At 58.6% G+C, this 12,421-nt stretch carries 8 protein-coding genes, 1 tRNA gene and 1 pseudogene; 7 read left to right on the top strand and 3 right to left on the bottom strand.

The window, feature by feature from the left end; all coding sequences use genetic code 11:
* Nucleotides 1-34: 34 nt before the first annotated feature.
* Entirely contained in the window at nucleotides 35-796 is a 762-nt protein-coding gene (locus EH209_RS11735; RefSeq protein WP_126663069.1) for a DICT sensory domain-containing protein, read from the top strand.
* On the opposite strand, the gene EH209_RS11730 is transcribed toward EH209_RS11735, so the two are convergent.
* Both EH209_RS11730 and EH209_RS11725 read right to left on the bottom strand, forming a co-directional pair.
* Nucleotides 764-1,390: a hypothetical protein gene (locus tag EH209_RS11730; protein WP_249038790.1), complete on the bottom strand. Its 627-nt coding sequence runs from the start codon at nucleotides 1,388-1,390 to the stop codon at nucleotides 764-766. The two genes, EH209_RS11735 and EH209_RS11730, sit on opposite strands and share 33 nt — an antisense overlap.
* Nucleotides 1,391-1,585: 195 nt before the next feature.
* Nucleotides 1,586-2,569 (bottom strand): radical SAM protein, encoded by a 984-nt coding sequence (locus EH209_RS11725; RefSeq protein WP_126663068.1) that lies wholly within the window; start codon nucleotides 2,567-2,569, stop codon nucleotides 1,586-1,588.
* 122 nt (nucleotides 2,570-2,691) lie between these two features.
* Here EH209_RS11725 and EH209_RS24960 point away from each other — a divergent pair, with 122 nt between their 5' ends.
* From EH209_RS24960 to EH209_RS11700, 6 genes and pseudogenes are all read left to right on the top strand, one after another.
* Nucleotides 2,692-2,817, top strand: a complete 126-nt coding sequence (locus EH209_RS24960; RefSeq protein WP_282957090.1) for a hypothetical protein — start codon at nucleotides 2,692-2,694, stop codon at nucleotides 2,815-2,817.
* An 806-nt stretch (nucleotides 2,818-3,623) separates the two neighbouring features.
* Nucleotides 3,624-4,424, top strand: coding sequence for an IclR family transcriptional regulator (locus EH209_RS11720; RefSeq protein WP_126663067.1), 801 nt, complete (start codon nucleotides 3,624-3,626; stop codon nucleotides 4,422-4,424).
* A gap of 540 nt (nucleotides 4,425-4,964) precedes the next feature.
* The gene (gene gdhB / locus EH209_RS11715) at nucleotides 4,965-6,251 is read left to right on the top strand and encodes a glutamate dehydrogenase GdhB (RefSeq protein WP_126663066.1); all 1,287 of its coding nucleotides are present in this window, start codon (nucleotides 4,965-4,967) and stop codon (nucleotides 6,249-6,251) included.
* Complete coding sequence (gene rocF, locus EH209_RS11710) at nucleotides 6,248-7,168, top strand: arginase (protein ID WP_211338351.1); 921 nt, start codon at nucleotides 6,248-6,250, stop codon at nucleotides 7,166-7,168. Before gdhB ends, rocF begins: the two co-directional genes overlap by 4 nt.
* Before the next feature lie 92 nt (nucleotides 7,169-7,260).
* Complete coding sequence (locus EH209_RS11705; RefSeq protein WP_126663064.1) at nucleotides 7,261-8,580, top strand: aminotransferase class III-fold pyridoxal phosphate-dependent enzyme; 1,320 nt, start codon at nucleotides 7,261-7,263, stop codon at nucleotides 8,578-8,580.
* A gap of 481 nt (nucleotides 8,581-9,061) precedes the next feature.
* A pseudogene (locus EH209_RS11700) lies at nucleotides 9,062-10,743 on the top strand (Na+/H+ antiporter NhaC family protein).
* A 1,516-nt stretch (nucleotides 10,744-12,259) separates the two neighbouring features.
* Here EH209_RS11700 and EH209_RS11695 read toward each other — a convergent pair.
* Nucleotides 12,260-12,330: transfer RNA gene (locus tag EH209_RS11695), tRNA-Gly, on the bottom strand.
* Nucleotides 12,331-12,421: the final 91 nt, after the last annotated feature.

Genomic DNA, 12,421 nt, shown 5'->3' with positions numbered 1-12,421 from the left:
GGGGACACACGACGCTGCCGCTCGAACGCCACCAATGACGCTCTCCGACTACTTTGACCGACTCGAGGCGCCCGCGCGAACGGTTACCATCTACGCACCCCAGCCTCGCCCCGCGATCGCCGACCGGATCGAGACAGAAACGGGAGTCGACACCGTCGACTACCGCTCGCTGCCGGCTGCAGCCACGACCAAAGAGGGGTTTCTCGTCGTCCGCGAAGTCGCCGAGAAAACGAGCGATGAACCCGCGAGCGCCGAAGACGGCGAGTTCGTCGCCGCGATCGGCCTCGAGGCCGCTCGGGAGTTTCTCGAGCCGCCGATCGTCGCCCCCTGGGCCGAGACGGACGACGGTGCTTATCGCCGCGTGATCGAGGTCTTCGAGGCGACGGTCTGGCAGGCGCTCGATCGGCGACAGCTGCTCGCGATCAGCCGCGAGATCGAGGCCCGCGCCTGGCGCGTCGGCAGCGGCACCCTGCGGGTCAGCTTCCAGCGAGCGGCCGCCCTCGAGGCGATGGCACCGGTGTATGTTCGCCTCGCCGGCGAGTCGACGCTGGACGTCCACGCCTACGTTGCCGACGAGTGGGATCGGCCGTCGATCCCCGGCGTGACGGTCCACGCCGACGCCGGCCCGGAGATCGGGACGTTCTGGGTACTCGCTTTCGACGGCGGCGGCGACGAACTCCGGACCGGCGGCCTGATCGCCCGGGAACGAGCGGACGAAACGTTCGAAGGGTACTGGACCGACGACGCGACCCTCGTCGCGGAGCTAGAGGACGCGCTCCGGGACAGCGTGGACTGAGTGGTCGAGCCCGTCGGTTGATGGCTCGAGGCGGGACGATAGAGCGACAACGAGGGGCGGCAGGAAGACGACGAGGGAACGAGAGGGTGTGGACAGGAGACGGAGTGCGCTAGAATCTATTCGCCACCGCTGGGTCCGCAAGACCTCGTCTTTCATCGCCGAGCAGAGCTGTTTCGCTCGCTCCGCGTCGAACTTGTCGGTCAGATCTTGGGCGCACTCCTCCCAGGAGCCGCCGATCGACGACCAGTACTCGAGGACGCTGTCCCGATCCCACCCTTCAGGCAGATAATCCAATCCGTTGACGTCCTCGTCGACGACGTCGGTCACCGCGTCGCCGTCGGTCGATTCGGTGGCGTCGTCTGCCTCGAGGTCGCTTTGCTCGAGGCTTGAGGCGCGGTAGACGGCCGAGCCGACCGCCTCGAGACCGACGACGTACGCCGGCGGGTCGTCGCCGGCCTCGACGGCCGCGTAATCGTCCTCGCCGCCGCCCTGCGGGAACTCGACGTCGTTGATCGGGACGGCCGCCACGACGCCGCGGCCGTCGGGTGTCGCTACCTCGTCGCCCGCCGAATATCTGGTCGCGGACTCGCTCATGGGCGACGGGTCGATCGGAAAGCGGGTAGGGACAGTGAACGGATTCGCAAGGGCTCGGACAGCCTCCGTTCCGGCGAATTCACCACTGCGTCTCGACCTCGCGGTCGCTGTAGGCGTCGACCAGTTCTCCAGTCGTTGCCGGAGACGCCTGATTCTCGAGGGCTTCGTCGACGTCACCGAGTCGACCGCGAGCAGTCAGCGTCGAGCCAGGCGATCGAGGAGGCCGGGCCGGTTCTCGAGCATCGACCGGTCGAGGTAGAGTCGCTCGAGGCCGACGTCGCGGGCGTGGTCGATCACGGCCTCGTACTCGTCTCCGGTGATCGACCGGCCGATCTCCTCGTAGAATTCCTCCCCGTCGGCCTTGTAGTGAGGGCGATACTGAGCCATGATATCGACGAACGTCTCCGGGGAGACCTCCTCGGCGATGAACTCCAGCACGCGCTCGGCGTTTTCGACGTGGTTGGGCATCACGAGGTGACGAACGAGCAGCCCGCCCGTCGCGAGGCCGGTGTCGTCGAGTTCCAGATCGCCGACCTGTCGGTGCATCTCCCGTAGCGACTCGGTGACGTTTTCCCAGTAGTTCGGTGCCTTCGAGTATTTCGCCGCGGCCGCGTCGTCCGACCACTTCACGTCGGGCATGTAGATGTCGACGATCCCCTCGAGTCGCTCGAGGATCGCCGCGCGCTCGTAGCCGCCGCAGTTCCAGACGATCGGCAGGTCCAGTCCCCGCTCTTTCGCGATCTTGATGGCTTCGACCAGATGCGGCGAGTGGTGGGTCGGCGAGACGAAATTGATGTTGTGGCAGCCGCGGGACTCGAGTTCGAGGGCCATCTCGGCGATTTCCTCTGACGTCGCGGGATCGCCCTCGGCCTCGTGGCTGGTCTCGAAGTTCTGGCAGAAGACGCACTTCATGTTACAGTTCGCGAGGAAGATCGTTCCGCTCCCGTTGTGGCCCTTTAGACAGTCCTCCTCGCCGAAATGAGGGAAGTGCGTTGAGACGTACGCGGTGTCGTCGACCCGGCAGGTTCCCTCCTGACCGGCGGTCCGATCGACGGAGCACTCGTAGGCGCAGAGATCGCAGTCGGCGTACCGCTCCCACAGGTCGGTAATGCGGTCCTCGAACTCCTCGTCCGGGAGGTCGCGGTAGTTAGGCGTCGTTACCGGGGCATCGGTACTCATACGCCGCCGTTTGATACATAATACCAAAGACATTGACACCCGACGGATTACTCATTCGAATTTTCGAACTGGTTCGGTTCTGGTGACCGGCCGACCGAGTACGACCGGCGGGTAGTAACGCTGTGGGAACCAATCCGTGCGTTCGATACTGGTTGATACGGGATCGGAACGCGCTCGAGGACGACGCGGCGGTCAACGAGTCCGACGAGGGCGCCGATTCGACCGTCGATACGGAGACGCTCGACTGATCGCGGCGGCTGCTGTTAGCGCACTACAACTTGAGCGCCATCGCAGCAAAACTGGACAGCTCGAAATTCGATTTTGGCTATCGGATCAGAACCGCCTACCATATTTTATACTTATTAAGATAGTAGATGTGTAAAAACAGTGTCTAGAAATAAGTCTACTATCTATCTCGGCCTTCAAAGCGCTTCTAAGATAGATTACGCCGCTATCGTCTCCTGCTTCTTGATTCAAAATACGATCCAGTGTAGTTCGGATGTTGTAATCCAGAACGTGCGCAGGACTCATTATTGGGGCATGTAGGGATAGTTTAGGAACACCTCGCAATCACTACACACACAGGGTCGGAAATAGTATGAGGTCTGGTATATTCTGGTTCTTATGTGAGATATGTAATGTCCACTAGCCCTTCTTGCTCGTTCTCGTCCCGAGGTCAGTGTTTCCCTCGCTGAAACGGGATGAGTCGATCGATCCCGAACTCCGTACCCTCCCGCGTTACTCACTACGATCCGAGGACGACGGGGTCACCCGCCCGACGAACCGCTCGGCGTCGTGAGATCTTCACCGAGGGGGCCGTATTCGAGATGCGAGACGCGTTCGCTAATCAGGCCGTTATCCGCCTCCCGAAGCCGGGAACATCGGGATCCGTCTCGACGATGGACGGTGGTCGCGTTGCTACTCGGGCACCGACTTTAGGATATCACGATCATTCCCCGATGAACGCCGTAATTTTGGACCAATTACAGAACCAACTCCGTTTATAGCCAGGGAAAATACAAATCACTTTAAACATGGATGCACAGGAGAGGATATGACCGACTCGTCGAACGCGGAACCGCGCCGTATCAAGTCTCTGCAGCGGGGCTGCGAGATTATCGAGGTAGTTCAAGAACTGGACGGTGCATCGCTACAAGAGATCGAGAGCCACGTCGATCTCTCGCGAGGCACTATTCACACGTATCTGAGTACGCTCGTCGATTGCCGCCTCCTCGTGCGGAACGATAACGTCTATCAGCTCGGGTACCGGTTTATTACGATGGGAGAATACGTCCGGAATACGACCGATATCTACACTGCCGGACAACAGGAAGTGGACAAACTCGCGGAAGCGTCGGGAGAATACGTCCATCTCGTTATCGAAGACGACGGGAGAGAGGTGGCGATATACGAACGTCGGGGCCAACAGGCAGTCGGCACCGATTACCACCATAAAATGCGGGAGACGCCTCAGTACCTCCACGATAGCGCGTCCGGGAAGGCAGTGCTCGCCCATCTGCCCGAGGAGCGGATCGAAAACATAATCGACAGACAAGGGCTCGAACGCCAAACGAAGAACACTATCGTCGATCGCGAGCAACTGTGGGACGAACTCGAGGAGGTAAAGAAGTGCGGGTACGCGATAAACGATGAGGAAGAGATTCGCGGACTCCGGGCGGTCGGCGCTCCTATCATCGATAGCGACGAGTCGGTCGTCGGTGCCGTCAGCCTCACTGCACCGACGAGCAGGTTGAAAGGCGACCGGTTTGAGTCCGAAATCCCCGAACTCGTCATGGAAACGGCGAACCTCATCGAAGTGAATCTGGAGACGATGACGTTCGATCGAACCGTATGAATCTCGTCTGCCTATTTGACCATTCCAAATAGACGCGCGACTGTTCAGTCGCGATCATCCGACCACGCTAAGCAACGCCACTGATACTCGGTAAATAACCGGCAGCTCGATCCGTGATGCGGACTCAATTACGAGCATACAGCTGTAATTCTTCTGTGGGTCGGACGGAAAATCCCGCGCATTCGTGTCGTCTCAGCGTCGCTGTCGGCAGCCTCCTGTGTGGTGTGCCCTTTTGATATATGGGCACGAAGCCGAATCGGATACGACGGTATCGGCCGAGAATAAACCGGAAATTCGCCGATAGGCACGGCGAACGACTAACCTGGCTTCGATCTATCGTGAGAGCGATCTTTGATATATGCAAAGGACTACGACCCCAGTACTGTACACCAATATTTATTATTGATCATGTATCACTGAGAAACGCGATCAGATGAGATACCATCCCATTGTCCAGTCTGCGGTGGAAAGCTGCGAGCGAACCAGCGATGTCAGAACTGTCCGTGGCAGACAGCGATGCGGCAGCCGAGTGATTGAACCATGAGTCACGCAACTCCGACGGTAGATACCGAACCGGCGACCGAAGAGAGATCGATGCTCGAGACCGTTCACCAGCACCTCGAACGGGCCGTCTCCGCTCTCGACCTCTCGCCGGACATGGTCGAACAACTCAGCCACCCATCGAAGACCGTCGAGGTGTCGATACCCGTCCGCCGAGACAGCGGTGAGGTAGAGGTGTTCACGGGCTGTCGCGTACAACACTTCGAAATCCGCGGTCCCTTCAAGGGCGGTCTTCGCTACCATCCAGGCGTTTCGACCGAGGAGTCGACTGCACTCGCGATGCTGATGACGTGGAAGTGTGCAGTGATGGACCTCCCGTTCGGCGGGGCGAAAGGCGGCGTCGTCGTCGATCCGCAGACGCTCAGCGAGGACGAAAGAGAGCGGTTGACACGTCGATTCGCCGAGGAGCTTCGGGATTTCGTCGGACCGACGACAGACATTCCTGCGCCCGACCTGGGAACTGACGACCAGACGATGGCGTGGTTCATGGACGCCTATTCGATGCAGCAGGGAGAGACGGTTCCCGGGGTCGTTACCGGCAAACCGACCGTTATCGGCGGGAGCCACGGTCGGGAAGCGGCACCGGGACGCGGCGTTGCCGTCGTCGCTCGAGAGACGCTCGATTACTACGACGTTCCGGTCGAAGAGACCACCGTTGCGATCCAGGGATACGGATCAGTCGGGGCGAACGCGGCGCGCCGGCTCGACGAATGGGGTGCGAACGTCGTCGCCGTCAGCGACGTTACTGGCGGTATCTACGACCCGACCGGGTTGGATACGTTCGATGTTCCGTCGCACGACGAGAACCCGAGGGGCGTCTCCGAGTACGACGCGCCGCAGCGCATTTCCAACGAAGAACTGCTCACGCTTGACGTCGACCTTCTGATCCCCGCTGCCGTCGGTGACGTCTTGACGGCTGATAACGCCGATGACGTCCGCGCCGAGCTCGTCGTCGAAGGCGCTAACGGACCGACGACGCCGGCCGCAGATGAAATCTTCGAGAAACGGAACGTTCCCGTGATTCCCGACATACTCGCCAACGCGGGCGGCGTTACCGTCAGCTACTTCGAGTGGCTCCAGGACATCAATCGGCGGCAGTGGTCCCCCGACGAGGTCCAGTCCGAACTCGATTCCGAGATGGTCGACGCGTGGAACAGCGTCCGTGCGACCGTAGCGGAGCGAGACGTCCGCTGGCGAACCGCCGCCTACATCGTCGCACTGTCACGAATCGGTGAAGCTTTAACTGCTAGAGGGCTTTGGCCATGACGATGCAACTCGAATCCGATTTGCACGACTCAGCAGTCTCGTCGGACGTCGCAGTCATCGGTGCGCCGATCGATATCGGTGGCAACCGTCGAGGGGCCGACCTCGGCCCGGCCGCCATCAGACACGCCGGCCTCGAAGACGCGCTCTCCGAGGCCGGCGTTTCCGTTACCGACATCGGTGACGTGCCCGTGTCCGAGACCAGAACCGAACCGGCCGATGCCATTCAGTCGACGACCGCGGCTATCGCCGATCGAGTGGCGGAGGCGCTTCAACAGGGCGCCAAGCCGCTCGTTCTGGGCGGCGATCACTCGATCGCGATCGGGACCTTGCGCGGCACCGCTCGGAACGCGAAATCCGGCGTCATCTGGTTCGACGCCCACGGTGATTACAACACGCCCACGACCTCGCCCAGCGGAAACTTCCACGGGATGCCCCTCGCGGCAGCCCACGGACATCGGGATTTCGCCGACGCGGACTGGTCGATCGCCCCGTCGATCCCCGAAGAAAACACGGTCCTCGTCGGACTGCGGAGTCTCGACGAGCAAGAGCGCGATGCGTTGCGCCGAGCAGACGTCACCGCCTATACGATGGCCGATATCGACGATCGCGGCATCTCTGCGATCGTCGACGAGGCCATCGACATTGCAGCCAGCGGTACCGATGGCGTTCACGTGAGTCTGGATCTCGATTGGCTGGACCCGCGCGCGGCTCCCGGCGTCGGGACGCCCGTCCCCGGGGGAGCGACCGAGCGGGAAGCGCATCTCGCGCTCGAGCGACTCGCCGAACGCGACGCCGACGAGGACGTGTTGCGATCGATGGACGTCGTGGAGGTCAATCCGCTTCTCGACGACGAGAACACGACGGCCGAGGCGGCGACGGATCTCATCGCGAGCGCGTTCGGGAATCGTATTATCTGATACCACGGGTCGTATACCGCTCGCCCCGAGCCGATCGGCGGTCTCATAAATGATTCGGATATTTTATGTGGCACGCGTCGGTGGTACGTGATATGGACCGTGAGAACACAGTCCCCCGAGTAGCGTCGTTTCCGGGTTCGAAGAGCAAACGATGGGTCGAGTTTCACCAGAACACGGCGGCCCCCAGTACGTACGTCTACGACTTCGTCTGGGACGTAACCGAAGACGCCACGGGGCCGTTCTGTACCGACGCGGACGGAAACGTCCTCATGGACTTTACGAGTCACGTGGCCGCGGCGCCGCTCGGATACAATCACCCGACTCTCACGGAGCGGTTACGGGAGTTCGATCTCGTCGACCCGATGAAGATCGCCGGACAGGATTTCTACGTCAGTACGGGTGGAACGCCCGAGGAATCCTCGTTACCTGGCCCCGCACACCTCATGGACGAACTCACCGAGATCAGCAGTCAGTACGACATGGACACCGTGTTCCTGTCGAACTCGGGCGCCGAAGCGGTCGAAAACGCGATGAAGATTTGCTACGACGACTGTGAGACGCCGAAGTACGCCATTACGTTCGACGACGCGTTCCACGGGCGCACGCTCGGCGCGCTCTCTCTGAATCGCTCGAAATCGGTCTATCGGCGGAAGTTTCCCGAGATCAGCGGCGTCCACGACGTCGAATACTCCGAGCACGGACTCAATCGACTCCGAACGAAACTCGGGGATTCGGGGCACATCCCTCCGGAAGAGGTCGGGTTTCTCATTCTCGAGCCCATTCAGGGAGAGGGCGGCTACAACGTGCCGTCCGCCTCGTTTATGTCGGAGCTGGACGACATCTGCTCGACACACGATATTCCGATCGTCGTCGACGAAATCCAGTCGGGGGTCGGTCGCACCGGCGAGATGTGGGCCGTCGATCACTTCGACATCGAACCGGACGTTATCACGAGCGCGAAGGCGCTCCGAGTCGGTGCGACGATTTCCCGGTCGGATATATTCCCCGAAGAGGAAGCGCGCCTCTCCTCGACGTGGGGGGCTGGCGATATTCTCGCATCGATGCAAGGAGCTCTGACGCTCTCGATCATCGAAGAGGAGAACCTACTGGATAACGCGACAGAACTGGGAACGTACTTCCGAGATCGGCTTCGCGAAGTGGCCGAGCAAACGTCCATTCTGACCGACGTTCGCGGGCTCGGACTGATGATCGCCGTCGAGTTCGATACAGCGGATCACCGCGACGAAGCGATGGAAACGGCACTCCGGCACGGGCTACTGACCCTCGGCTGTGGTACGAAGACGTTGCGTCTGCTCCCGCCGCTCGACGTCCGAGAGCGCGAAATCGACATCTGCGTCGACATCATCGACGACGTCGTCGACGAGGTCGCCGATCCGGTGTCGCCCGCGTAAAGTAACTCGATTCCGACCGCGGACGGAACGCTTCTGGAGCGATCGAGTTTCGCTCTGCAGACTCTCCTCGGAGATTCGATTGCCGAGCGGAGCGCGACTCGAACTCGTCTCGAGCGTAGCGTCGGGAAACGCGACGGAAACCGAATTCGGATATATCATAGACTGATACCAGTGCTATTCAGAAGCCTAGCCGACCGATTCTGACGGGAAGACGCCGCCACGAGTCCTCCAGCGAGAGCCGGAATGACTACTGCTCCATCCGTACGGGGAGGGGTAAACGAATGGTCGCGTCGATATTCGAAAACGAGTACCGAGTCTCACTAACCCGTAGCGGTCGTCGAAGCAAAGATATACAACCATACTATTGTAATCACCTTTCGATTCCGTTTGTATATTTCAAACCGCGTCTCGCTACCTCTCACGTGTACTTGTTCGCCTGCTCATCAAAGGATTTATCACGGTTTGGAGTAACATACCATCCATGTCCGAGTTTGGAATATTATCGATAGGACCGCCATTGCTGGCGATCGTGTTAGCAATCGCAACGAAACGCGTCATCCCTTCGCTATTCATCGGCATCTGGGCGGGCGGAATCATTTATACCGGTAGTTTCGGGATCGCTCAGTCGTTCGATTGGCTGATCGAGGCGATCATCGCCGACGACGGCTTCCACGCTCAGATACTGGTGTTCACGCTTCTCCTCGGTTCGGGTGTCGCCCTCATCTGGCGACTCGGCGGCGCTATCGCCGTCCGGAACTGGGCCGTCGAGCGACTCGAATCTCGACGGAAAATCGGACTGATGACGTGGATTCTCGGAATGGGAATTTTCTTCGACGACTACGCGAACACGGCGATCGTCGGAAATACGATGCGCGAAGCATCGGATCGACTTCGGATCTCTCGCGAGAAACTGTCTTATATCGTCGACTCGACGACGGCGCCCGTCGCGACGATCGGTATCTCGAGCTGGGTCGCGTTCCAGCTGTCGATGATCAACGAAGGGTTCAGCAACATCGAATCGGAGGGCGCCGCGCAGGCGCCGGACGTGTTCACTGTCTATCTTCAATCGATCCCCTACAACGCGTACGCCATCCTCTCCATCGTTATGGTCGGTATTATCGTTACAACGCAGTGGGACTACGGTGAAATGCTCGACGCCGAGCACCGAGCGCAGACGACCGGCGCAGTTAGTGCCCCTGATGCTGACCCCTTGCAGGACATGAACGAAAGCCTCAGTGAACCGAACGCTACCCGACCGATGCTCCGGACCTTCCTCCTCCCGATCTCGATGTTACTCGCCGTCACCATCGGGGGCGCGTTGTGGACCGGGTACAACGGACAACCCGTATTCGAGCCGCTATTCGCTCTCGAAATCACGTCCTTCGTTCGAGAGATGGTCACTATCGCGGGTGACGGAGCATGGACGACTGCCCTCATGTGGGGTCGTTCGCGATGGTGATGACGGCGATAGCGATCGGACTCGCGTACGATCTCTGTGATCTCGACGAAAGTATCGACGCGATTCTCGAGGGATTCGGGCTCATGTTGACCGCAGTAACGATCCTCGTATTAGCGTGGACGATCGGAACCGTCGCCAACGCACTCGGGACCGGGAACTACGTCGCTAGTTCGGTCGAAACCATCCTTTCGCCCGGTATCTTCCCGGCGCTCGTCTTTTTGGTCGCAGCAGTAATCTCCTTTACGATGGGGTCGTCTTGGGCAACGATGGGACTCCTGACGCCGACCGCCATTCCGGTCGCGTTCGAACTTACCGGCGGGTTCGGCTCCACGTCCGTGGTCGTCGGGGCAGTGTTTTCCGGCGCGATCTTCGGCGACCACACCTCTCCGATTTCCGACACTACCGTTCTCTCATCGACGTTTACCGGGACGGACCTCATCGCACACGTTCGCACGCAGAGTTACTACGCCGTGACCGTCGCAATCGTCTCGATTCTGTTCTACTTGACATATGGGTTCTTTGAAACCAGTCCAGTGGCTTTGCTGCCGGTGTGTGTGCTCCTGCTCGTCGGAGTCGTCTACGGACTTTCGAAATTCGATGCGAAGAGAAAAGGCATCGATCTGACCTCGATTCGGAACGGTGCCGGCGATTCCACGTACGACTCGTCTTCGGAGAGCACTACTCCCACGGAACGACTGGATTAGTAACCTCTGTCACTCGAGGACTGACGTGATATCGTCGCGAACAACTGACCGACCACGGAACGCGCGTCGATCGAATCGAGCAGACCGGCCTCGGGACGACTGTTCGGGGGCTGCCAGAAGGGTGTCCCGACCGTCTTCGACCTGCAGATTCTCCGGTCGACTGCGGCGGAACGGTCCGTAAGGACACTGTCAACTACTCGAGGAGTGAACGCGAGGGCACTGGTTTCGTCTTCGCACTCGCTGGGGATACCTGATCGACGAGGCCGCGCCGTTCGTGCCGTTAGACTCGCTGAGAGCGATCGACACAAACTGTTGCTCCCACTGAATCCCCTGTGGACTACGGTACCGTCCGGTTTGAATTCTGCAGATCGAGGGTGACACGGCGTCAGCTTACGAAGTCAGCATTCGACTCATACCTCTTACCTACACCTTTGCGAAACAGTCAGCAAATATCTGTTTTGTATTGAATACCATATGGGATTAGATATAACACCCTATTCATTATATTGACAAGATCTATCGACTCACGTTCCACTTGGTTAGAAGAGTAATCGAGTGACTATTATCACATAAGTTGTGATTAGCCCAGAAACGGACAATATTTCCCGATGTGCCTCTATTCGGAGGTTATACTCGGTTCAGAGGATAGTTTGTACGAGAACTGAAATCCCAACGATTGGTACTTATCGTCGATGGAGTAAAGAGCTCCAGACGGTGTTGCATCGATATCAGGTCCCGAGTTCGGTCCGAAAAGCAAGAAACCGACTTATGAAGACATATTATAAAATAGAGTAATACTAATATTCCCCATAAATCTGATGTTTAACCTCTCATAAAACCACTGAACGTGGTTTATTCGACAATCGACGTACTTCCTGGCGGTAATTTATTAGTAGAGGCATGGAAATATAAATTTGTTAATAACATTTCCATTGCGAGTTAGTGAAGGAGCAAACCACTTTCGGAAGAAATAGGTGAACTTAGTGCCCATCTATGGTAGTTAGGCCGATGTTAGCCGAATACACTCTTTACTGGAGATGCTACTACTCGATCAGTTACGTTCTGGTAATTACGGGAAACCAATACTATGTTCGTCAATTGACGAAATAATGTAGGGAGGATTGATGGAACGGCAAAGGAGCTAAAGAAACGGGAGTTTTCTACCCCAGCCCGTGTGTTTTGGCACCTTATAACGAGGAATCCCACAATATCGGACGTTATGGGATGTGTTTTGCCAAACACGGTACTACACTCGAGAGTGATACTGAATCGACAACAGGAGAGACGAGTTCAAGACACTGAACGGACGATCTCGGGAAACGAACTCAGTGTAGAGATTTTGAGTCGGTGCCCTTGATACGATCCCCGCTGCTCGTGAAGGCACTCGCAGCAGAAATGCGCGGACCGAGATTTGAACTCGACTGAGAGACGATTGTCCTCACTGCGCTCAGACACTGCGACTCGCGTGCTTCAAATCCCTCTTGTACATGTTCTCCTCACGTCCGTCGTCGAAAAGTGCGCGGACCGGGATTTGAACCCGGGCCATGAGCTTGGAAGGCTCAGGTCCTACCACTAGACCATCCGCGCGCAGTCTTCTGTTTTCGCCCGGGATTTATGACTCTTCCTTTTTCTTCGCGTCGGCGTGAGTGGGACTGACACGAACCGACTCTTCTGACCT

It is taken from the genome of Haloterrigena salifodinae (assembly GCF_003977755.1).
GTDB classification, from domain to species: Archaea; Halobacteriota; Halobacteria; order Halobacteriales; family Natrialbaceae; genus Haloterrigena; species Haloterrigena salifodinae.
This window is presented reverse-complemented; position numbering and strand designations above follow the sequence as displayed.